At 72.3% G+C, this 23410-nt stretch carries 15 protein-coding genes; 8 read left to right on the top strand and 7 right to left on the bottom strand.

The annotated features are described in order from the left end of the window. The first annotated feature begins 6 nt into the window (after positions 1–6). The 4 genes from JQN83_RS14325 to JQN83_RS14340 all read left to right on the top strand — a co-directional run bounded on the left by JQN83_RS14325 (position 7) and on the right by JQN83_RS14340 (position 7901). Complete coding sequence (locus JQN83_RS14325) at positions 7–3336, top strand: right-handed parallel beta-helix repeat-containing protein (protein WP_208567626.1); 3330 nt, start codon at positions 7–9, stop codon at positions 3334–3336. An 11-nt stretch (positions 3337–3347) separates the two neighbouring features. Then, positions 3348–3656 (top strand): YbaB/EbfC family nucleoid-associated protein, encoded by a 309-nt coding sequence (locus JQN83_RS14330; protein WP_208567627.1) that lies wholly within the window; start codon positions 3348–3350, stop codon positions 3654–3656. A 46-nt stretch (positions 3657–3702) separates the two neighbouring features. Continuing rightward, positions 3703–6144, top strand: coding sequence for a hypothetical protein (locus JQN83_RS14335; RefSeq protein ID WP_208567628.1), 2442 nt, complete (start codon positions 3703–3705; stop codon positions 6142–6144). A gap of 173 nt (positions 6145–6317) precedes the next feature. After that, positions 6318–7901, top strand: coding sequence for a protein kinase domain-containing protein (locus JQN83_RS14340; protein WP_208567629.1), 1584 nt, complete (start codon positions 6318–6320; stop codon positions 7899–7901). Here the strand turns inward: JQN83_RS14340 and JQN83_RS14345 are convergent. Together JQN83_RS14345 and JQN83_RS14350 are read right to left on the bottom strand one after the other, a co-directional pair. Next, on the bottom strand, positions 7871–11290 hold the full coding sequence (locus JQN83_RS14345; RefSeq protein ID WP_208567630.1) for an ATP-binding protein: 3420 nt from the start codon (positions 11288–11290) through the stop codon (positions 7871–7873). The genes JQN83_RS14340 and JQN83_RS14345 overlap by 31 nt on opposite strands. A 55-nt stretch (positions 11291–11345) precedes the next feature. Continuing rightward, a complete protein-coding gene (locus tag JQN83_RS14350) occupies positions 11346–13757 on the bottom strand; it encodes an ATP-binding protein (RefSeq protein WP_208567631.1) in 2412 nt (803 codons plus the stop codon). A gap of 343 nt (positions 13758–14100) precedes the next feature. Here JQN83_RS14350 and JQN83_RS14355 point away from each other — a divergent pair, with 343 nt between their 5' ends. Further along, positions 14101–14478 carry a hypothetical protein gene (locus tag JQN83_RS14355; RefSeq protein WP_208567632.1) on the top strand — a complete coding sequence of 126 codons (378 nt, stop codon included), beginning with the start codon at positions 14101–14103 and terminating at the stop codon, positions 14476–14478. A 99-nt stretch (positions 14479–14577) separates the two neighbouring features. After that, positions 14578–15201 carry a helix-turn-helix transcriptional regulator gene (locus JQN83_RS14360; protein ID WP_208567633.1) on the top strand — a complete coding sequence of 208 codons (624 nt, stop codon included), beginning with the start codon at positions 14578–14580 and terminating at the stop codon, positions 15199–15201. Positions 15202–15581: 380 nt separating this feature from the next. Here JQN83_RS14360 and JQN83_RS14365 read toward each other — a convergent pair whose 3' ends face one another. Continuing rightward, the gene (locus tag JQN83_RS14365) at positions 15582–15818 is read right to left on the bottom strand and encodes a cold shock domain-containing protein (RefSeq protein WP_208567634.1); all 237 of its coding nucleotides are present in this window, start codon (positions 15816–15818) and stop codon (positions 15582–15584) included. A gap of 223 nt (positions 15819–16041) precedes the next feature. Beyond that, complete coding sequence (locus JQN83_RS14370) at positions 16042–16821, bottom strand: NAD(P)H-dependent oxidoreductase (RefSeq protein ID WP_208567635.1); 780 nt, start codon at positions 16819–16821, stop codon at positions 16042–16044. 144 nt (positions 16822–16965) lie between these two features. On the opposite strand from JQN83_RS14370, the gene JQN83_RS14375 reads away from it, so the two are divergent. Together JQN83_RS14375 and JQN83_RS14380 are read left to right on the top strand one after the other, a co-directional pair. Next, positions 16966–17817, top strand: a complete 852-nt coding sequence (locus JQN83_RS14375; protein ID WP_208567636.1) for a helix-turn-helix transcriptional regulator — start codon at positions 16966–16968, stop codon at positions 17815–17817. Between the two features lie 349 nt (positions 17818–18166). Then, the gene (locus JQN83_RS14380) at positions 18167–18694 is read left to right on the top strand and encodes a DUF6244 family protein (protein ID WP_208567637.1); all 528 of its coding nucleotides are present in this window, start codon (positions 18167–18169) and stop codon (positions 18692–18694) included. Positions 18695–18706: 12 nt separating this feature from the next. On the opposite strand, the gene JQN83_RS14385 is transcribed toward JQN83_RS14380, so the two are convergent. From JQN83_RS14385 to JQN83_RS14395, 3 genes are all read right to left on the bottom strand, one after another. Further along, positions 18707–19189, bottom strand: a complete 483-nt coding sequence (locus tag JQN83_RS14385) for an NUDIX domain-containing protein (protein WP_307799280.1) — start codon at positions 19187–19189, stop codon at positions 18707–18709. A 148-nt stretch (positions 19190–19337) separates the two neighbouring features. Then, on the bottom strand, positions 19338–20549 hold the full coding sequence (locus JQN83_RS14390) for a PLL family lectin (protein ID WP_208567638.1): 1212 nt from the start codon (positions 20547–20549) through the stop codon (positions 19338–19340). Positions 20550–20936: 387 nt separating this feature from the next. Continuing rightward, the gene (locus tag JQN83_RS14395) at positions 20937–23231 is read right to left on the bottom strand and encodes an ATP-binding protein (RefSeq protein ID WP_208567639.1); all 2295 of its coding nucleotides are present in this window, start codon (positions 23229–23231) and stop codon (positions 20937–20939) included. Positions 23232–23410: the final 179 nt, after the last annotated feature.

Consider the following 23410-nt stretch of genomic DNA (forward strand, 5'->3'; position numbering starts at 1 on the left):
CGCGCGATGAGCCGACAGCTGCTGACAGTGGGTGGCGGACAACCGGGCGCGTTCACCACCATCGGCGCGGCCGTCGCCCGTGCCGAGCCGGGCGCCACCATCACCGTCCACGCCGGCCGGTACGCCGAGAAGCTGGTGGTCGGCAACCGGATCACCATCGCCGCCGAGCCCGGCGCCCTGGTCGAGGTGCACGTGGAGGAGGGGAGCGTGCTCGCCGTGCACGGCGAGGGTGCCCAGGTGCGGGACATCTCGCTGTCGAGCGCCGACCCGAAGCTCGCCGCGGTCGACGTCTACGCCGGCGAGGCCGCCCTGGACGGCTGCCAGTTCGAGGGGGCCGCCTGGGTGACGCTGCTGGCCCGGTTGCAGGGGACGATCGCGCTACGTAACTGTGTGGTCAGTTCCTCCGCCGGTGCCGCGATCGTGGTGACGGCGCCCGGCGCGAGCACCGTGGAGGACACCGTGATCCGCGACGTCGCCACCTCGGGCGTCGTGCTCAGCGACATCGGCTCGTTGACGCTGCGCCGGTGCACGGTGCAGGGGGCCGGCGCGAACAGCATCTGCGTCAACGGGGACGCCCGGCTCGTCGTCGAGCGGTGCGAGATCACCGGCGCCGGTAAACCGGCTCTCGTGGTGGAACAACGCGGCCACGCCCGGATCAACCGCCTGCGGGTTCGGGAGAGCGCCAACGTCGACGTGTTCATGCGCGGCGAGGTCGACGTGGTCGTCACGGATTCCTCGTTCACCGGTGCGCGGCTGCAGTCCGTACACGTCGCCGACGGTGCCGCGCCCACCTTTCAGGGCTGCACGTTCGGCTCCGCCGGGCGCAGCGCCGGGCACATCACCGGTGCGGCGAAGCCGACCTTCACCGACTGCGTCTTCACGGACTCACCGGTGGGGGTGACCATCGAGGCCGGGAGCGCCCCCCGCTTCGAGCGGCTCACCATCGGGGGCAGCAGTGAGCACGCGGCCGTGGTGACCGGTGCGGCGTCGATGACCGTGCGGCGGCTGCGTGCCACGATCACCGCCGGGTCCGGGCTGCTGGTCACCGACGGTGCCGACCTCGACGGCACCGATCTGGGGATCGACGCCGCCGACGCCGTCGCGCTCGAGCTGCGGGAGGCGGCGCGGGGCACCGTCCGCGAGGCCCGCTTCACCGGTACGGCGGCCACCGGTGTGGTGGTCGGCTCGGGCGCCACGTTGGACCTGCGGTCGGCGGTGCTGGACGGGGCCGGGATGCGGGTCGACGACAACGCGGAACTGCGGGTGCAGGACACCGAGTTCGTCGACGTGCTGGGCGACGGCCTGCGGGTCGGCCCGGCCGGCACGGTGACCGCGAGCCGGGTGCGGGTCCGCCGGGCCCGGCAGGTGGGGATCCGGTTGGAGCGCGGCTCGCGGGGCACCTTCACCGACTGCGAGGTGCTGGAGAGCGGAGCCGCCGGTTTCGACGTGGACACCACGGGGCCGGTGTCGATCGTCCGCTGTGCCGCTCGGGACAGCGGTGGCGAGGACGTCCGCCAGGCCGACGACGCCCACCCGAGCATCACCGCGCTGACCACCGGGCGGGCCGTCCGGTCGGCGACGCCGGTCTCGTCGGCTCCCACCGGCTCCGGGTACGCCCCCCAGTGGACCCCGGACGAGCCGCCGGCCGCCGAGGCGGCGCCGGACGAGGTGAGCGGACCGTTACGCGAGCTCACCGGCCTGATCGGTCTGCGCGGGGTGAAGCAGGAGGTCACCGCGCTGATCAACCTGATCAAGATGGCGCAGGTCCGGCAGCAGATGGGCTTACCGATGCCGCCGATGAGCCGGCACCTGGTCTTCGCCGGCCCGCCCGGGACCGGCAAGACCACTGTCGCGCGACTCTACGGTGCGGTCCTGGCCGAGCTGGGCATCCTGGCCAAGGGCCACATGATCGAGGCGGCCCGGGCGGACCTGGTCGGCCAGTACATCGGCTCGACCGCGATCAAGACCACGGAACTGGTCAACCAGGCGATCGGTGGGGTGCTCTTCATCGACGAGGCGTACACCCTGTCGGCCGGCTCCGGCGGGTCGGGCCCGGACTTCGGTCAGGAGGCGATCGACGCGCTCATGAAGATCATGGAGGACCAGCGTGACGAGCTGGTGGTCATCGTGGCCGGGTACTCGGAGCTGATGGAGAAGTTCCTGGCGTCCAACCCCGGTCTGGCCTCCCGGTTCACCCGGACCGTCGAGTTCCCGAACTACTCGGTCGACGAGCTGGTCACCATCACCTCGAATCTGTGCCGCAAGCACTACTTCGAGCTGACCGACGACGCCGTCGAGGGGTTGGCCGCCTACTTCGAGCGGGTCCCGAGGACCTCGACGTTCGGTAACGGTCGGGTGGCCCGTAAGCTGTTCGAGGCGATGATCAACAATCAGGCGTCCCGGCTGGCGGTCACACCGCCGACCAAGGACACCCAGATCAACCGGCTCACCGCCGAGGACATCGCCCCCGAGCTGGCGCTGCTGGACGAGCTGCCGGTCGAGCAGAAGAGCCCACCCGACCCGAGCCGGAACCCGTCCGACGCGATCGACGCCGCGCAGAGCTGGCAGCGGATCGGCCGGCTGATCGGTGCGGCCGACGCCCGCGCGGCGGTCCACGCGGCCCTGCTCCAGATGTGCGAGCTGCGAAACCGTCGCCGCTCCTCCGGCCGGCACGGAAACGTCCTGCTCTCCGGCCTGCCCGGCAGCGGCCGCAGCGAACTCGTCCGGCACTACGCCGCCGCCCTGTCCGAGCTGGACCTGCTGCCGGTCGGCCAGCTGGTGCGCGTCTCGACCGCCGAGCACCTCGCGCCGCAGTGGCCGGGGCAGGTCCACAGCCTGGTCCGGGCCGCCCTCCAGGACGCCGCCGGTGGCACCCTGATGATCGACTATGTCGACGACGGCACCGGCGTCGCGTCGGAGATCGTCGAGGCGTTGGTCGAGCAACTGCACGCCACGCTCGGCGACCCGGTCGTCGTCCTGGTCGCCGAGCCGGCCACGCTGGCCCGCCTCGGGGTCGCCGCGCCCGGTCTCGCCGAGGTGTTCGGCCAGCACTGGACCATTCCCGAACTCACCGTCCCCGAGCTGGCCGAGGTGCTGGCGCGGAACCTGGCCAGGCGGGGGCACGAGATTCCGCAGGACGTCCGGGCCGCGCTCGTCGGGCTGGCCGCGCGGGCACCCGAGCGCACCGTACGCGCCGCCCACCTGCTCTCCCGGAGCCTGAGCCGGACCACCGGGTCCCGCACCCTCGCGCTGGCCGACCTCGACGGACTGGTCAGCCGCAACGATCCGACCGTACGGGCGGCCCGCCTCGACGGCGGCCTCGCCGTGGTCGGCTGAGAGGAGACGCCATGCCGCAACCGCAGCCCACCCGGGAGGAACTGGTCGAGGCCGGGCGCGCCTTCGAACGACGGCTGCGCCAGGCACAGACCAGCCTCGAACACACCCTGGTCACCGGCCGTTCCGCCGACGGCACGGTGGTCGTGCTGGCCAGCGGTCTCGGGCAGCTCAAGGCCGTACAGGTCAGCCCTGCCGTGTTCGACACCCGCGACGTGGCGGCCCTGCAGCAGGCGATCACCCAGTCGATCCGGGCCGCCGCGGCCAACGCCGCCGCGCTGGCCGGGGAGAAGCTGGGCGCGGTCGAGATCAATCTCCACTGACCGCAACGGTGGTGGGCCTGGTGAGGGGACCAGTCGAATGAGGATGATGCGCAGACTGCGCGCCCCGGCGTCAGCGGGGATCTTCCAGCACCGGCTCGGCAACGCGCTGGTCCTGCACGTCGACGATCGGATCAGCGTCGCGGCCCGGTCGTTGGCCCTGGCGGTCGCCGCGGACCCCGACCACGACGTCGTCGTACTCGATCTGCACCACGACCTCCCGGTGGGCACCTGGGGGGCGGTCGCCACGGCGCTGAAGCGGTGCCGGCGCGGCATCCGGCTCGTCGTGTGCGGGGTGTCCGCCGACACCGGGGCCCTCGCCGCGCAGTGGCTCTGTGACCGGCTCCGCCGTCCGGTCGTCACGCCGCACGGCCGGGCCGTCCAGGTGGCGGCCGGCACCCTGTTCGCCCACACCGCCGAGGGCAGTGGCTGGGTGCGGTACCTGCCGGGCCGCAGGCCGGCCTGGGAGTCCCAGCGCTACCCCGCCCCGCCCTGGGACGCCGCTGCCGCACGGTTCCAGCCGACCAGTGCGGTGGGTGCCGCCGAACCCGTTCCCGGTGGGGTCTGGATCCGGGACACCCGCGACCCGGTCGCGGTCGGCGGCCACTGGCAGTGGCTGGTGGCCTCGCTGCCCTGCCAACCCGAGGCGATGACGGTCGTGCTCGGCTGCCCCGGCACGCCGCCCCTGGCCCTCGACGACGTCGCCCGCTTCTGGCGCGAACTCGACCCCGCCGGCCGGCGACACGCCCGGTTCGTGCAGTACGGGCCGGTCCAACTGCCCGCCGGTGAGGTGCTGGGCCAGCGGCTCGCGGACCTGCTGGAATCACCCGTGGTCTGTTTCGGTGGCCTGCCCCTCGGGCGGCCCGGGGACCTCCACATGCACACCGTGACGCCGGACGGCAGCCTCGGCTGGCAGGTCCTTGCCCGGGAGCTCTGTTACACGCCCCGCCCCTCCCCCGCAGCCCCGGCCAGGCCACCACGGATCGTCGGTCACCACGCCCCGGCGCTGCTCGGCGCCCCGGTGGGCCCGTTGACGTACCGCTACGCCACGGACGCGGTGGTCGAGATCGTCCCGTCCGGGCTGTGGATCCGCGCCGACGAGCCCCCGGGCATCGCCGGCCGGATCCGGTCCCGTGCGGCGGATCCGACCCGGCACGCCCTCATCGTCGACGACACGACCCCGTCCCGGGTCGCCCGGTTCCGGGAGCTCGCCGAGGATCTGACCGCCCGGCTGGACCCGGCCACCCGGGCCCGCAGCACCCTGCAACTCGCATCGGCCGTCGCGACCGGCCCGCGGGCACCGGCCACCGGCAGCGCCGGCGGCGACCTGGGTGCCGGACTGACCTACCGGTTCACCGCGGCGGACCTGGCCTCGGGTGAGTCGACCGAGGCGACGCCCACGCCGGCCGAGGCACTCGCGGTGACCTCCGTTCCCGGGCCCCAGTCCGCGTCCTGGGTGCCGACGGTGTCCGGAGACAGGGCGGGGACCGGTGTGCCGACCCCGACCGCCGCGGAGTTCCTGACCTCGCCGGTGGCGGCTCCGGAACCACCGGCGGCCGGACCGGCTCCGGTGGTCACGGCAGCCCTGCTGGCCCCACCCGGCGGCCCGACCGTTGCCGGTGCCGTCACCCCGCTCCGGGACCGGCCCGGCACGGGTGTGCCGCCGACCGGGGCTCCGGCGGCGGCCGGGACCTGCCGCTGCGACGCCGCTCGACGACCCGTACGCTTCCAGCCCACGCCGACGCCGGACGCACCGGGACTGTCCGCCCCGACCGGGCTCGACTCGGCGCGGTCGTGGCTGCGGTGGCGGCACCGCCGGGAGTTCGACGCCGCCACCCCGGCGATCTCCCGGCTCCTCGCCGAACACCCCGGGCTGTACCCGGACGACGACTCGCTGGCCGACGCGGTCGCCGTACGCCTGTACCTGTCGGCCCCGGGCGAGGCCGTTGACCGGGCGCTGCGTGCCGGACCGGCCGGCGACGTGACGCACTTCGCCCGGTGCGTGGCGGCCGGGGTCGCCCGGCTCCCGGCCCACCGGGGTGCCGTGTGCCTGTCCGCCACGCTCCCCGGCGACGACCTGCGGGACGTCGCCGCCCGGGAGACGCTGACGGAGCGGGGGTTCACCCATGCGCTGACCGAGCCGCCCGTGAACGTCCCCGGCAACGTCGACGTCCTGCTCTGGTCGATGACCGCCCGCCGGACCCGCCTGCTGGAGCCGGAGGGCGAGCATCGCGCTGCCGGCCGGGTGTTGTTCCTACCCGGTACCCGCTTCCGGGTGCTGGCGACGACGCCACCGGACCGCCACCAGCCCGGCCGCCTGCTGCTGCGCGAACTCACCGCCGAGGAGCCCTGCCACGGACGGGTCCCCTTCGACGAGTTCGCGTTGACGTCGCTGTCGCGTTGCCGCGATCGTTGGGCGGCGACCGGCCGACGCGGTCGGGTCGGCGACGCGACGGCGCAACGCCTGACGTGCCTCCCGGGCGTCGCGTGACGGCCCGCGGTCGACGGCCCCGGGGGTGGGCTCGGGCGGCCGTACGCAGCGTCGTCCGCTGCCGGCAGCGACCACGGTCGACGGCTTTGTCGGCGGTCGTTGTCTTGGTATACCTGATGATGTCGGCGTAGGTCGCCTGGCGCACAGCCGCCGATCTCATCCTCAAAGGAGACATGATCGAAACCGCCTACCGTGTGAGTCCGCTACGCGCGACCGATCCCGAGCGGCTGGGTGACTACCTGCTCGTCGGCCGCCTCGGCCGGGGTGGGATGGGAGTGGTCTACCTTGCGGAGAGTGACGACGGCAGTTATGTGGCGGTCAAGCTCATCCACCCCGACCTCACGACCGATCCCGAGTTCGCCAGCCGCTTCCGCGGCGAGGTCGAGCGGGCCCGGCAGGTACCGTCGTTCTGTACGGCCGAGTTCTTCCACGCCGACCTCGACCACGACCCGCCGTACCTCGTCGTCGAGTACATCGACGGCCCCAGCCTGGACGAGGTGATCGCCGAACGCGGCCCGATGCGCGGTGGGGCGCTGCAGTCCCTCGCGGTGGGGGTCGCCACCGCGCTGACCGGCATTCACGGCGCGGGCATCATCCACCGCGACCTCAAGCCGGACAACGTCCTGCTGGCGTTGGGCAGCCCCAAGGTCATCGACTTCGGTATCGCGCGGTCGTTCGAGACGACCAGCCGGCACACCCGAACCGACGTCATGGTCGGCACGGTGGCCTACATGGCCCCGGAGCGGTTCTCCGGTGAGAAGACCACACCGGTCACCGCCGCGGCCGACGTGTTCGCCTGGGGCTGTGTGATCGCCTTCGCCGGCACCGGGAAGACACCGTTCGAGGGTGACTCGCCGTCGGCGACCGCGGGACGCATCCTCACCCAGCCGCCGCAGCTCGACGGGTTGCCGGAGTTCCTCAGGCCAGCGGTGAGCGCGGCGTTGGCGAAGGACCCGGCCAGCCGGCCGACCGCCCCGGAGCTGCTCGCGATCCTGCTGGGCAGCCAGCCCGGCACACTGACGCCGAGCCCCACGCCACCGCCGGCGACGCCGGCCGAACGGCCGGTCCGGTCGGCCCGCCGCAAGCGGGTGGCCCTGGTCGCCCTGGCCGTGCTGCCGGTGCTCGCCGCGGCGATCGCCATCGGGTGGAACGCCATCCCCCACGACGCGCCCTCGGCGCAACGTCCCACCTCCTCGTCTGCCGCGGCACCGCCACCGACGAGGATGGTCGCCGCCCAGACATCCGCTCCCGAACGCACCCCCTCGCCCACCGCCGCGCCCCGCTCGGCTCGGCCGAGCAGCCCGCCGACCGTCGCCGACAAACCCTCCCGGCCGACGCCCAGCCCCACCGGGCGGGGCCTGGTCAACGACGCCGGCCGTAACCTGGCCCTCGACAAGTTCGCGACGGCTTCCACCGTGGAAGGCCATCCGTGGCCCGCCGGGGACGCCGTGGACGGCGACCCCACGACCCGGTGGGCCAGCCTGTTCAGCGATCCCCAGTGGTTGGCCGTGGATCTGGGCAAGCAGTGGCAGATCCACAAGGTCGTGTTGCACTGGGAGATGGCCTTCGCCACCGCCTACCGGGTGGAGGTCTCCACGGACGGCCAGCGGTGGACGACCGTGTACCGCACCGAGTCGGGCAAGGGCGGGATCGCGCAGATCGACACCGACGGCGCGGTCGGTCGCCACGTACGGGTGTACTGCACCGAGCGCGTCGGCCCCTACGGCTACTCGCTGTACGAGATCGAGGTGCGCTGAGCGCCCCGCCCCGACGGCTCGTGGCCGGCCGCCGGTTCCACCCCGAACCCGCCCAGCCGGCGACGGGTGCGGCGCAGGTCCCACCGGGCGCCGAGCACGGCGTACAGACCCGCCGCCTCGCCGCCTGCCCGCGCCGCCGCGTGCGGCTGCCGACCGGCCGCGAGGAGCACCGCGGCATCCTCCAGGGCTGCGGCCAACTCCACCACCCGGCCGGCCGCCCGGTAGTGCGCCGCCACCGCCAGCGCAGGCTCCGGGTCGCCGGTGAGCAGCGCCCGGCAGCGGGCCGCCGCCCGGTGCGCCCGCCCCGGCCGGACCTCCCTGGCCGCCTCGTCGGCACAGCTGGCAACCGCCTGTTCGGCCACGTCGTGCCGACCCAGCTCCAGCGCGAGCCGGACGACGCCGGGCAGCCACTGGTGCCGCAGCAGCAGTGGGGCGTACGCCCGCGTCAGCAGCGGGTCGAGCAGGTGCAGCGCCTGCTCGGCGCGGCCCTGCTGCTCGGCGAGCATCGAACGGGCGACCAGCAGGAAGTCGCCGCTCTCGCGCTCGGCGGCGGTGGCCGGCAGCAGCTCGGTCGAGTCCAGGTGCCCGCTGGCCAGCACGGCGTCGTCGCGGTGCGCGGCGACCAGCGCCGCCGTACCGTGCAGCAGCACGGCGACCGCCCCGGGCTCCCGGGTGCCCAGCAGGGTGGCGCCGGGCGGGTCGTCGGTGACCGCGCTGACCACGGACAACACGTCGTCCCAGCGGCCCGACCAGTAGTGCTGCACCGCTGCGGTGACGTGCAGGCCGGACGGCAGCCGGTGCCGCAGCGCGAAGAGCGCGGCCTCGCGCAACGTCCGCTCGGCGTCCTCCAGCCGGTCCAGGTTCTGGAGCGTGAACGTCCGGTTGTCGAGCAGATCGAGGTACAGGCCGCCGAAGGCCGGATGGTCCCGCATGACGTCCAGCGCACGGTCGACGTACTCCAGCGCCCGCTCGTGGTCGCGGCGGATCGTGTTGGTCAACCAGGTCGTCTGCAGCGCGAACACCGCCTCGTGGGGCTGGTTCGCGGCGAGCGCGGCGGCGTGCCGCGCCGCCGCCGCCCGGTCCACCCGGTCCAGGTCGTCGAGTGGGCCCCGGTGCAGGCTGGCCAGCAGGATCCGGTGCCGGGTGTGCCAGAACGCGGGTACGGCGGGGTCGGCGAGCGCCTCCTCGACGATGCCGAACGCCGCCGCGACGTCACCGCCCCGACGGGTCATCGTGGCGAGCAGGTGGCGCATCTCGGCGCGGTCGGCCGGGTCCGAGGCGAGCCGGACCGCCTCCCGCGCCTCGTCCAGCGCCGGACGCCCCTGCCGGAACTCGATGCGGACCAGCGCGATCAGCAGGCGCTCGCGTTGCCGCAGATCGGGCACGTCGGTGCCGAGCACCCGGCGGAGCAGCTCACTGGCCAGCGGGCGGGCCCGGCGGGCCAGTTGGACCTGATGGTCGATCAGCCAGGACACCATCCAGCCGTCCACCATCGGCGCCGCCGCGGCGAGTTGTCCGGCCACTCGAACCACCGGGTTGCCACCGTTCACCAGCACCTCGGCGGTGTGCCGGTGCAGAGCCGCCCGGGACGCGGCGGGGATCCCCTCGTACAACACCTGCCGCAGGAACCGGTGGCGGAAGGCCAGGTCGTCGTCGGCGGGCACGACGACCCGCGCGGCGAGTGCCTCCTCCACGCCGGACACCAGGTCGACGGCGGAGCGGCCGGTCACCGCGCCGAGGTCGTCGACGGAGAACCGGGCACCGAGCAGCGCCGCCGTCCGGAGCACCTCCTGGGTGCCGGCCGTGAGGCCGTCCATGGCGGCACGGATCATCGCGAGCAGCGGGCGGGGGGCTTCGATCGCCGTGGTGCCGGGGATGTCGGCCCTGCCGTCGACCACCTGCACCAGATCCCGACGCAGCAGGTCCGTGGTCAGCTCGTGGGCGTAGCGGGGATTGCCCGCCGAGATGGCGACCACCTCGGCCAGGTTGGGCCCGGGGGGCACCCCCACCAGGTCGGTCAGCGTCTGCTCGATCACGTCCGCCGGCAGGGCCTCCAGCGGGAGCAGGTGTCCCTGTCTCGCCTGGACGGCGCGGCGGAGCCGGGCCAGCTCCCGATCGCCCGGCTCCAGCCGGGCGGCTGCCACCACCAGCAGCGGCAGCCGGCGGGTGCCGGCGACCAGCCGCTCCCAGCACGCCACAGCGGATCGATCGACGCTGTGCAGCCCGTCCAGGACCAGCAGCAGGGGGGCGGTGGCGCACGCGGCGCGCACCTCGGCCAGGACCCGTTCGGTCGTCGCCGGGGTGGCGGCACCGGCCGACCCGGCCCGCCCACCGGAGGCGTGACCTGCGGCGGGGTCGGCCGTCAGCCCCAACGCCCGGATCACCGTCGAGAGTGGCACATGCTGGTCCGGCTCCTGGGCGGTTCCCCAGGCGACCCGGCAGCCGCGCTCGGCCGCGTCGTCGAGCGCGGCGTGGAGAAGAGTCGTCTTGCCGATGCCGGCCTCACCCTCGACCCAGGCCACGGCACCCTGACCGGCCGCGGCCGCGGCGACCAGTTGCCGCAGCCGGCCCAGTTCGGCATCGCGGCCCGCAAGAGCCGCCCGGCCGGTCCGGGCCGGTGCCGGCGCATCGCGGTGCGCGTCGGACGGGGCACCGGAGACGATCTCGTGCAGCCGGGCGAGGGCGGGGCCCGGTTCGACGCCGAGTTCGGCGCGCAGAGCGTCCCGGATCGCCCGGTAGACCCGCAGCGCCTCCGCCCTGCAGCCGCCGCGGTGCAGGGCCAGCATCAGCAGCTCGTGCAGCGGTTCGTGCAGCGGATGGTCGCGGATCAGCCCGGCAAGGTCGGCCAGCACGCCGTCGTCGCCCAGCTCGACGAGGAGGCGGGCACGCTGCTCGGTGGCACCGAGTCGCCGGCTGGCGAGCCGGCTGCGTTCCGCGTCGATGCGCGCACCGGTGAGTCCCGCGTACGCCTCGCCGTGCCACAGCCGTAGCGCCTCGTCGAGCCGGGCCACGGCGGCCGTCCCGTCGCCGGCCACGCGCAGCCGCTCCGCCTCGGCGCTGAGCCGGTCGAACCGATCGCTGTCCAGGTCGTCGGGGTGCAGGCGCAGGGCGTAGCCGTGCCGACCAGAGGTCAGCGACCCGGGTCCGAGGACACGACGCAACCCGGACACGTACGTGTACACACTGCCCACCGCCGTGGGTGGCGGCGCTGGTCCCCACACCCCCGCGATCAGCGCGTCGCGTCCGACGTCGCGCCCGGCGGCTGCGGCGAGCAGCGCGAAGACCGTCCGTTGCCGGGCCGGCCCCAACGGCAGCTCCTGATCTCCGCGCCAGGCCCGGACCGGTCCGAGGACGGCGACCCGCAGCCGGTCCTCCGCAGTGGTCGTCATCGACCCTCCGGCCCGGGAACCGGGAGACGGTCCGTGCCACGGACAGGACCACCGGTCACGAGACGGAGGGCCTTCCGCCGCCGAGGAGCCGGGACCGGGACAGCTGCGGTTCGGTCGGTTTGCCCGGCAGGCTCGGCCGGATCCGGCCGAGCAGCAGACGTAGCTGCTCGATCCAGTGCCCGCCGATGCGGCGTTCCCGCAACGCCGCATGGGCGATCTGCGCCGCGGTCTCGAAGTCGCCCCGCCGCTCGTGGCTGTGCGCGGCGATCCAGCGCATCTCGCCGGCGAGTTCCGGGTCGGCGGTACGGGCCGCGACCCAGCCGGCCTCGGCTGCGGCGTTGCGATCCGCACGCAGCAGCAGCCGGGCCAGCCACGCGGTGAGCGTGAGGCGTCGGGCCGGGTCGAGGGTGTGCTGGGCGTGCGCCTGCGCGAGCACGGCGATGGCGATCCCCGGTGCCGCCTCGGCCACCCGTTCGACATGTTCGGCCAACCAGTTGGCGGAGCATTCGTCGACCAGAGCCTTCCCGACGAGCATCAGGGCGACCACCCGCTCGGGTGCCGTGCCCGCTTCGGCGAGCCGCTGCGCGTACCGGCGGCAGAGGGTGACCCGCAGCGCGGCGGGGGTGCTCTCGCACAGCGTGCGGGCCACGACCCGGTGCCGCAGGCGCAGCCGGTCCCCCGGCGCGAGGATCCCTGCGGCCCGCACCGGGGCCAGCATCCGGGCGAGGTCGTCGGCCGGGTGGCCGGTGACCGCACCCACCTCGGCCATCGTGCAGCCGGCGGGCTGCGAGCCCGGTGCCCGCACCTCGTACGCGCTGAGAAACGCGACCGCCCGCAGCACCTGGCGGGTGTCGTCGGGGAACGGGGAGAGATGTGCGGTGACCGCCGCGACCAGGCCGGACCCCGGGAACGGGTCGATTCCCTCCGTCGCGAGTTGCCGCAGGTATTGCGGGTGCCCGTCGGCATCGTCGAGGATCCGGGTCAGGTCGTCGGGCTCGGGCGGTGGCGACGCGACCGCCCGGACCAGTGCGCCCGCCGATCGGGAGTCCAGCGGACCGAGCGTGAGAGTTTCGGCGGTGGCCGGCCCGACCGCCCGTTCGGCACCGGAGCGCACGGCGGCGACCAGCAGCAGCGGCAGCTCCCGCGCCTGGGCGCCCAGCGTTTCCCAGGCCCGCAGCGTGGCCGGGTCGGCCCAGTGCAGATCGTCGATGACGAGAATCAGCGGCGTCTCGGTCGTGGCGCGACGGACCAGCTGCACCGTCCGGGTCGCCACGTCGGCGTCCGTCCGATCCGGGTCGGTGGCGTCGACCTGGTCGCCCCAGTCGGCCAGCAGCCGGTCGCCGGCCTGGTCGGCACCGGGCTCGCCCCCCGGGTCCGCGGCGGTGGCCTGTGCTCCCACCGCGCGCCGGCCCGGCCCGGTGGTCAGTGCGGACTCGACGCAGTCACGCAGGGTGCCGGACGGGGCGTCCCGGGTGGCCTCGTCGCCGACCGCCCAGCCGAGGCGGCACCCGGCTGGGGCATGGGGCAGCGCGGCCCTGAGCAGCGCCGTCTTGCCGATGCCGGCCGGGCCTTCGAGCAGGATGCTGCCGCCTCTCCCGGCGGCGACCCCGGTCACGGCCCGTCGCAGCCGAAGCAGTTCCCGGTCCCGACCCAGCAGCGGGGCAGCGTCGATGCGGACGGGCGGTTCGGCCGGGGCAGCCGCCGGTATGCCTGCGCTGGGGACCGTCGACCGGCTGGCCAACTCGACGGGGCGGGCGGCAACGGGTGATCCGACCGGCCGCGAACCGCCGGTGGACACGCGGGAATCCGTGGGCCGGGCCGCCACCGGTGGCGCGACGACGAATGTGCGACGGGGTTCCTCCCGGTGCGGATGGGCCGTCATCAGCTCCCGGAGGACCTGAGCCGCCTCCTGCTGGCGTCCGCGCCCGGTCAGCAACTCGGCGTACCGCTCGGCCGTGGCGATCCGCAGCGCGGTCAGGCGGGACCGCTGTTGCTCGGCGAACGGCCCGGGCACCCCGGCGAACGCCTCGCCACGCCACAGGCGCAGGGCCGCGGCCGTGGCGTTCAGTTCGGCGTCGGTGTGGCCGGTGGACCGTTGCCGCTGGGCCTGCGCGTGCAGCGACTCGAACCTGAGGACGTCGACCGAGGTCGGGGTGAGGTGCAACTGGTAGCTGCCGCCGCCCGAGCTGAGCAGCCGTCCCGCCGTCCATCGACCCCGGGCCGGTTCCAGCAACTGACGCAGCGTGGACACGTAGGTGTAGACGTTGCCGGCGGCACTCTGCGGCGGATCGTCTCCCCAGACGGCGTCGACCAGTTGGTCACGGGAGACGGCCTCCCCGGCACGCAGCGCGAGCACGCAGAGGACGGCGGTACGGCGTGCCGAGCCGAGCACGAGCTCGGTGCCGTCCCGCAGGGCTCGCACCGGACCCAACAGTCGGAGTTCGACACCCACCTGCTGCGTTGACATGGCCGCCCTTAGCTCGCTGCTCCGCGTGCCTGGCCCGCGACGTGGTCGGCGCTGCCTGGCACACCACTACCGGCGGGATGGCGTGATGGTCTGACCGTGCGACGTGCCCACCGGTCGATTGTCCACCATCCCCGCCGGTGCTGCCACTCAGGAAGATCACTGGAGCGGCGGGAGACCGGGTGGACGTACAACGTCAGTGGCGCGCACCCGGTGCCGGCGTCTGGCTCGTCCGGGGTGCGTAGTCGTTCCCGACGGGCGACAGACCGGGCAGGTCGGCCCGAAGTACGGGCAGACCCCGGGTCGACGTCTTCCGCCCCGGCCGTCGCCCTGCTGGACTCGACAGGTGTCGGTCGATCCTCGCCCACCGGCGAACTCGTTCGCCGGTGAGCTTCTGCTCACCCTGGCCCGCGAGGGGCGGTTCGTGCTGGACGCGGCGCGGGCCGACCAGGCGATAGCCGAGCTGGAAAGCACGCTCTCCACCGTGCGGGCCCGGCTGCGCATCCTGCGGATCTGGCGACACGCGCCGCCCCAGCGGGTGGACGAGATCCCCGACGAACTCGCCCTGGACGTCGTCGAGGCCATCTTCGCCGACCAGCTCGCGCCGGGCCGGCTGGAGTTGGCCGCCGCGGAGATCCCCAAGTACATCGAGGCGCTGCGCCGGGCCCGGGTGGTGCCGCCCGAGGCGGACCGGCTCACCAGCCGCTGGGGGCCGCGACCGTGAACCTTCACGTGCCGGGGAGCAGCCGTGAAGGTGGCGTGGAGATTCTCTGAAGGGTCGTCGCGCAGACTTTCGCCGCAGCCATCAGAGGCGGAGGTTCCGGTGGAGAAGGTACGACTTGTTCTGCAGGCGTCAGATCCGTTCAGCTACGCGGGTCTCGACAGCTTCCTGCGATCCTGCCCGGCGATCGAGGTGTTGCCGGTCGAGGATCGTGCGGATGCGCAGGTGGTGGTGTTCGGTTGCGAGCAGCTGACCGTGGACGTGGTGGCGACGCTGCGACGCTCGGCGGCGCAAGCGGGTCTGCCCGTGGTCCTCGTACTCCGCACGATCACCGAGGGTGAGCTGCTGATGGCGGTGGAGAGCCGGGTGGTGGCCATCCTGCCGCGGGCGACGGTCACCGCCGAACGGTTGGCCGCCAGTGTGCTGACCGCGGCCAACGGCGGCGGCGTCATGCCGGCGAACCTGGTCGGTGAGCTGCTCAAGCACATCGAGCGACTCCAGCGTGAGGTGCTGGCCCCGAACGGCCTGAGCTCCTCCGGCCTCACGCCCCGCGAGGTCGACGTGCTGCGGCTGATGGCGGACGGGCTCGACACCGGCGAGATCGCCGGCAGGCTCTGCTACTCCGAGCGGACCGTCAAGAACGTCATCTACGGCGTCACCCATCGGCTGAGGCTGCGCAGCCGATCCCACGCGGTGGCGTACGCGCTGCGCAGCGGCATGATCTGAGCCGCGCGACAGCAACGGCCGGTTCGGCATGTCGTCTGCGGCGACCGCCGCCCATCGCGCCCTCGGGACCGACCGTGACCTGCCGTCGCCCTGGCCGATATCGCCCCGGCCCAGGCCGTGCCGCTGGTCGGCGCACACACTGCCGCTGCCCATCCGCCACTTCGACGCCGGACGGGCTGCCGGCGCGCTGCGCCGGTGTGGTCACGCCGCCCGCGTGCACCCGGTCCACCGCTGCATCCGGTACGCCACCGCGCCTGCCCCGCCAGTACCTTCACCTTCTGCCGCAGCGGTGTCCGCCGACGAGACTGCGTAACTGTCGACACACTCCCAGACACGCCCGCTGCCTCGATCGACAGTGTTGTTCCGGTGCCGCTGCCCGGTCAGAGGGTGGTGACTTCGACAGCTCGGGCGGGGTAGCCGTCCTGGCCTGGGACTTCGTAGTGGCATCGCACTCGCCGACCCGGAGTCAGGCTTCGATACTCGGTGGGACCTGCAACGATGTGGCTGAAGTGCACCCAGACGGTCAGCTCAGCGTGATCGAGGGCGATGGTTCCCCAGCCCTCTTCGAGGTGCCAAATTTCCACCACGCCAGTGTCCTGCAGGCTCTGATCACTCACGATTATCAGACTATTGGCTGGGCGGAGGCCGGGCACGAAACTGCCGCGCCCGGCCTCCGACGGTGACTTTGGGCCACACCCAGGTGATGACCCAGTTCCCTTGCGCAGTGAGTGTGCCGTTGCCGCCGCTGCCCTGGTTGTGCCGGAAGGCGAACGTGATGAGAGTGCCGTTCTGGGTGAGGGCACGGCGTCCGGTCGGGGTCACCCCGGCGCAGGCCCGCCGTCAATCCCGCACGTGCAGGTTGAAACCCCCGCGCCCAGGAGCCTCCAGGCCCTCCTTCAATCGTAGTGACGGAATCTCGTAGTCACCGGAGTTCTGCCGCCGGAACGCGATGGGCGCTGTCGTCTCCAGCGTCAGCAATCGTTGCTTCCACCTTTTCGTCACGTCCTCGAATTCTCCGTCGGACATCCTGACGGCGTCATACAACACGAATGGCGGTAGCACCTCCATGCCCGGGTAGTAGAGGATCCCGTGGTGGATCGGGAACAGCAGATCCCCGATGGGGCCGTTGATCCCGCGATCGGTGTAGTGCGACTGTGGGCCGCCCACGGTCACCGAGAGGATCGCCCGCCGCCCGAGCAGGATTCCCTCGCCGTAACGCTCGCCGTAGCGGGTCTCGTCGTGCACGCCCACGCCGTAGGCGAAGTGGAAAGAGAACACCCGGTCCACCCAGCCCTTGAGGATGGCCGGCATCGTGTACCACCACAACGGGAACTGGAAGATCACCGTGTCGGCCCAGAGCAGCTTCTCCTGCTCGGCTGTCACGTCGGGGGTGAGTGCGCCGGCGTCGTACGCCCCACCCGAACTCGGTACCACCCGTAGCGGGCTCGTGGCGTACCCGCCGAAGTCGGCTGCGTCCACGACGGCCTTCCAGTTCATCGCGTACAGGTCACTCACCCGCACCTCGTGACCGGCGGCCTCAAGAGTGGACACCGCGACATCCTTCAGCGAGCCGTTCAGCGAACGCGGCTCCGGATGGGCGTACACGATGAGCGTTTTCATGGCTGATCCCTTCGACGACGTGGGTCGCCACCGATACTCGACGGCCGGGACCGCCCCGTTCAGGGGCCCGAGTTCCGTCGGACCGGACTTCCTGGTACCGGCAGGACCACCCGCACACGGGTCACCCGAGCGATACTGGAGGCCATGGACGATCTCGCGGGCTTCCTGCGTATCCGGCGCTCCCGGGTCGACCCGTCCGTCGCCGGCATCCCGACCGACAGCCGGCGTCGCGTCGAGGGTTTGCGTCGCGAAGAGGTCGCTCATCTGTCCGGGGTCAGCGTCGACTACTACGTACGCCTGGAGCAGGGCCGCGCCACCCAACCCTCGGAACAGGTCCTCGACGCGCTCGCCCGCGTCCTCGGACTCGACGAGACCGAACGCGGTCACCTGCACCGGCTGGCCCGGCAACGCCGCCGTCGCACCAGGTCACCCAGCAGTCGCCCCCGAGCGGACCTGCTGCGGGTACTCGACCTGATCATCGACGCCCCCGCCCTGATCGTGGACCACCGGATGGACGTGGTCGCCGGCAATCGCCTCGCCGGACTTCTCTACGGTCGAAACGCGACGGGCCTGAACACCGCCCGGCACATCTTCCTCGAAGAGACCGAACGTGGCCTCTATGCAGAATGGGAGAAATGCACCCTCGACGTGGTCGGGCACCTTCGCCTGGCCGCCGGCAGATACCCCGATGATCCCCGCCTGGCCTCGCTCATCGGCGAACTGTCGATGGGCAGCGAGCGCTTCCGTCGTCTCTGGGCCCGTGCCGACGTACGCGCCCGCACGCACGGACGCAAGGCCTACCGGCATCCGCTGGTCGGGCTGCTCGAACTGCACCAGGAGAACTTCGCCCTGCCGGATGAATCGGGCATCGAACTGATAGTCCTGTCGGCGCCGCCGGAAAGCCCCGCCGAAGACGGGCTGCGCCTGCTGGCCTCACTCAACGACGGCGGGAACACCCCGGGGAAAGGACTGCGGGTCACCAACTACTCGTCATGAGCCGTGCGCCCATCTGCCACCGGGCACGCATCGCCGGGCCAATTGTCGCGCAGCTGACCATGCGCTGGAACGCACAGTTCGTCGTGATCCCTGCCGGGGCGGTGCCGTCGGTGGTGCCGGGCGCGCAGGAGGTGCGTGCCGTGCGCGATCCGGGTCGTTCGGGGGCGACGTCGATGTGGACACCGGTTCGTGATCCAGCCCGGGCGACCCGGGTGGGTCGCCACCGGAGGTGAGACCGAGCCGAAAACCTACGCGGTACCGCTACCGCTGCTGACTCTGGTGAGCTGGCAGGGCCTTCGGTAGCGTCAAACGCACCCGTCCGCCGTCATCGATTGGGGATGCTGCCTTCGTGTCACAGGTTGAGAAGATCACTGGTGAGCTCCGCGCCCTGATGGCCGGAGTCGAGCGGGCGCAGGGGTTGACGGCCGCTGCCGACCGGCAGGCGCAGGAGGTGGCATTACGTGCCACGAGCGCCGGCTTCCTCGCCGTCGCCGCAGGCGTCGCCCGGATACGCACCGCGATCACCGACGTCCAGGGCACCCTGGGACGGCTGGGAGGATCGATCGGTGAGGCGACGAAAGCCGCCGCCGCCGTACCCCAACAGGCCACCCCGCAGGAGACGGTCGCCGCACTGACGCCCGTGCAGAGCGCCATCGGCGCCGCCCGCGACGCGGCGGGCGGCGTCATCACCCAGATCGGGGAGGCACAGCAGCTCGTCACCACGATCCTCCAGGGCGGCCAACCCGGACCGCTGCTACAGGCCCTCGACGGCATCAAGCAGGTCCTGATGCAGGTCGTCGCCCGCACCAACGGTGCACGACAGGCCACCGAGGCGGCGATCGCCGAGGCACAGCGGGTGGGATCAGCGGGAAACTGACGGGGCTGGAGGTCAGTGCGTGCGGAAGCCGTTCTCCAGGTCGAGCATGGTGCCCTCGGCCTTGGCACGCAGCGCCGCGACGACCCGGCGTGCCAGCAGCTCAGGCATGCGCTCCCGGATCTGCTCCTCGGTGCACCAGGCCCAACTGCGCAGCTCGTCCGGGGGCAGGAGGATGTCGGCCGTGCCCACCTCATCGAGGGTGCCGCCGTCGTAGACGAACATCATGCCCTCGGTGCGGTCCGGCCGAGGGGGCACCCAGTCGGTCACCAGCAGCCGACCAGGCACCACCGCCCTGCCCAGTTCCTCCTTCACCTCACGGGCCGCCGCCTGCCGAGGAGACTCGTCCGCGTCGACGCACCCGCCGACGATCTCCCAGTAGTCCTTGTAGACGGGCTCGACCAGCAACGCCCGCCCGGCAGCGTCGGTGATCAGAACTGCCGCGCCCATCCGCTTACGGGGAAGCGTCGCCGTGTAGTCGCCGGATGGTGTGCTCACCTTCGCAGGCTACCCGCGCCAGCGGCCCCGACATGTCACCTTGGACCGTCCTGGACGGCTGACGAGTCGCGGACGAGATCGCAGCAGACCGTCCATCCTCGCCACCGTGAGCGCCCGCTGCCCGGCCGCCCGGTCGAGGCTGGACCCGCTATGTGGCGCTCCGGTTAGTCCAGTTCCACCAACTCCCGTTCCACCACCGACTCCACAGATTGCCGCTGGTGTCGAGCACGAAGAGCGCCGGCCGGCTTGAATCCTGCGGCGCGACCACGGCGGAGCCACCCCCCGCCGGCCGGAACGGAGGGTTCTGGTCACTCCAGTACCAGTTCGACCCGTCCCAGTAGTTGATCCACAACCCGCCCTCATCAGTACGGTAAAAGGAGAACGGGGAGCTGCCATCGACCGAGAGGACACCGAGCGGGGCGGTCACCAGCGTCTCCCCGGGAGGTGAGCCCAAATTGTGCCACTGCCATCCGGCCCCGGACCGCCAGCGCAGCCAGGCGTTACGGTCGGAGCCGAGGACGAAGAGGTACGGGCGGGCATCCGGCACCACCTGGATCGCATTCCGCGCACCGAACGCGTTACTGCCGGAGTCGAGGTTGACGCCGGGGTTCCCCAGGTCGTTCCAGATCGCGGCCCGACCGTCGACCCGGGCACTCCAGAGGTGTCCGTCGTTGCCGACGACGTAGACCTGCGGGGTGCCCCCCTCCAGCAGCACGCCGAGCGGCCCGTAGGCGGAGACGCCGTCGGGGGGTGAGCCGAGGTTGGCCCAGGACCACACCGAACCGTTCCACCAGTTCACCCAGGTCGCCTCGTCGCCGTCGCTGCGCACGAAGACGTACGGGCTGCTGCCGCCTACGGCGACGGCGGCGAAGCTCGGCCAACTCACGAAGTTCGCACCAGGCGGCGCACCCTGGTTGCGCCACTGCCAGGTGGAGGACGACCGCCACAGGCTCCAGAGGTTGCCGTCGGTGCCGAGGACAAAGGCGTACGGCCGGCCGAAGTTGTCGACGATGGTCACCCCGACCGGCATCCGGATCCCGACCCCCGGCGGTGTGCCCATGTTGGACCAGTTCCACCCCTCGGTCTGGTCCTGCCAGTTGATCCAGAGGTTCCCGTCGGTGCCGATGCTGAAGACGTACGGATACCGGTCACCCACGGCGACCGTGCCGACGATGTTCCGCACCGGGGGTGGGGTGATGGTAGCGGCGGACCTGGTGAGGAGCTGACCGCCGGCGACCGGTCGCGTCGCCTCCCGTTCCGGCTCGGCCGCTGCGGCCGTCGGGGTCGTGCCCATCGTGACGGCCAACGCGACGGTCGCGACCGTCGCCAGCATCCGGCGGACCAAGGTGCTGCCTCTCATTGTGTCCTCTCGTGGCAGGAGCGATGCATTGAATCATGAGGATCGCTCGCGTAGCCACAGTCGAGAAGCCGATCCGGTCGACTTCCCGACCCAGGATCCACCGGCCCCTGAGCACGCACGGCCACCTGAACTCACTTCGCGAGCCGACGCACACCTGACCATCGTGTTCGCCGCCTGGCCGCATCGCGCTGGACCGCCCGCCGCTGCCGCACCATCACTGCCGCCGACCCCTACCAGCCGAACTCCGTACCACTCTCGGGGCCAGCCACAGCACGTGCGACACACCCGATCAGCCCACATCCCCAACGCTCTGTGGTCAGCAGTACACAACTGACGCACTCGCGGCGCTCGTCGGGAGCACCGGTCGCTACCTCGCCGTGGGTGGGTTCACACCTCAACGGACACGGTCGGAGGGCGTGTCGTCGAATGTCGCGACGTGGGTCCGGTGCCATGGGCGGTGACTTTGGTCCGGACGCTACCGGCGCTGGGATGATCGAGGCCGGTAAGTAGTTCGAGGGCCTTGTGCCACGACCGTGAGGCGTTGACGCTGTCGCCCATGTCGTGCTGGGTGTCGCCGAGGTGGTCGAGTGCCTCCGCCTCGCTGAACTGGTCGCCCAACTCCCGGTGCACGTCCACCGCCTGCTCGTAGCAGACGACGGCTTGGGCGTGCTGGCCGAGGTGGTGGTGGATGTGGCCGAGGCTGTCCAGGGTCATTCCCTGACCGGCCCGGTCGTTGAGCTCTCGCAGGAGGACGAGGGCTCGTTCGCAGTAGACCAGGGCCTGTGCGTGGTCGCGGAGCAGGGTGAGGTGCCAGCCGATCGCGTTGTGGCATCTGGCCTGCCCGAGCCGGTGGCCGGTTTCGCGGTACAGGTCAAGGGCTCGGTGGTCGTGTCGGAGAGCCTGCTTCAGGTCACCCCGTCGCTCACACGTGATGGACAGGGTGTTGTGGATGTGGGCCTGTTCAGTGCGGTCACCGGCCAGGACGGCGAGATCCAGGCCGCGATGGAGCTGGGTGTCGGCGTCGTCGAACCGGTACAGCCGCGTGTACGCGCGGCCGAGCTGGCGGTGGGCGCGCGCCTCCATGACCCGATCGGCCACCCGGGCTGCGGCCGCGATCGCGGTTCGCCAGATCACCAGCCCGTCGTGCCAGTGCCCCCGACGGTCCAGGAAGACCGTTACAGCCTGGGCGAGTTGTCCGACCTGTGCCTCCCGGCCGGTGGTGGCGTGGTCGATGATGTTGAGCAGGACAGCGCGTTCACTGGTGAACCAGTCGAGTGCGCGCTGGTAGTCGGTGAACTGTTCCGGTACGGTCCCCTCGGCCGGCGGGGCCGGCTCGGTGTGGTCCGTCGCGGGGTCCAGCAGCTGATTGGCGTTGTACGCCGTGTGCAGGTAGTGGTCGAAGATCCGGCCGATGGCCGCCCGCCGGTCCGATTCGGATTCGGTGGACCGGGCCAGGTGCGCGGCGTAGTCACGCATCAGGTCGTGCCAGGTGTGCCGGCCGGGATGACGCTCGGCGGTGAGGCTCGCCGAGATCAGTTCGAGCAGTGACGACCGTGCCTCGGGGAGGGGAACGGCGGCGAGGCTGCCCGCGGCCGCGACGGTGACATCCGGACCCGGGTGGAGGCTCAGCAGCCGGAACAGGCGGGCCGCCGGTGGGGTCAGTGCCTGATAGGACCAGGAGAACACTGCCCGGACGTCGGTTTGCGGGTCGCCGTCCCCGAAGACGTCCAACCGGCCCGGTACGTCTGCCAGTTCCCGGACCACGGCGGCCAGCGGCAGCTCCAGGTACATCGCTGCGCGGGCGGCGACCACGGCCAGTGCCAGTGGTAGCCGAGCGCAGCGGTCGACGATCTCGTCGACCGCTGTGGGTTCGGCGGTGACCCGGTCGAGGCCGAGCCGGTCGGTCAGCGCATCCTGGGCCTCCACGGTGGTGAACAGGTCCAGCATGAGCGGGTGAGCACCCTCGACGGCCACCAGGCTGGAGAGCCGGTTGCGACTGGTGATCACGACCAGGCAGCCGGGTGCGGCGGGCAACAACGGACGCACCTGGACGGCGTCGCGGGCGTTGTCCAACACGATCAGCATGCGCTTATCGGCGAGCAGACTGCGGTAGAGCGCCGCCTGGGCGTCCAGATCGGCGGGGATCCGGCTTGGCGGCACCTCAAGGGCGTCGAGGAGACGACGGACCGCCTCGGCCGGGTCCACCGCCCGGCCGCCGGGGTCGAAGCCACGCAGGTCCACGTACAACTGCCCGTCACGGAACCGGCCGGCTACCCGGTGCGCCCAGCACACGGCCAACGTGGTCTTGCCCACCCCCGCCGTGCCACCGATGGCGACGATCACCACCGTGCCGGCGCGGGCGCTCATCTCGGCCAGGGCGTCCAGCGTCGCCAGCTCGTGGGCGCGACCCGTGAAGTGGCGCACCGCCAACGGAAGCTGTCGGGGAACCGGCATGCCGCCCGGGTAGTCGGCACCGCCGCCGCCGGGATCCGCTGGCGCGGCGGACTTCTCGCTGAAGGCGTACTCCAGCAGGGTGTATCGGGGGCGCCAGTGCTCTTCGATGCCGGTTGCCACCGACAGCCGGTCCAGCCGGCCGTGCTCGTCGGCGTACCGGTGGCAGTTGGTGACCAGGCCCCTGATCAGTTCCCAGTCGGGAAGTCGCCGGATCTGGCCATTCAGCACGGCCGCGAGCTGAGTCTTACCGCGCCCGAGCTGCAGCTCCAAGGCCCGCAGACTCGGTCCACCGGCCTGCCTCCGCAGGCTCCGTAGATCATCACACAATCGCCGCAGGAGCTGCGGGGCGGATTCAGCGGCCAACTGTGGGCCTCCGGTGTGTACGCCGCCGTCCGCTCTTTCCCACG

The organism is Micromonospora antibiotica, assembly GCF_017599305.1.
Classification (GTDB): domain Bacteria; phylum Actinomycetota; class Actinomycetes; order Mycobacteriales; family Micromonosporaceae; genus Micromonospora; species Micromonospora antibiotica.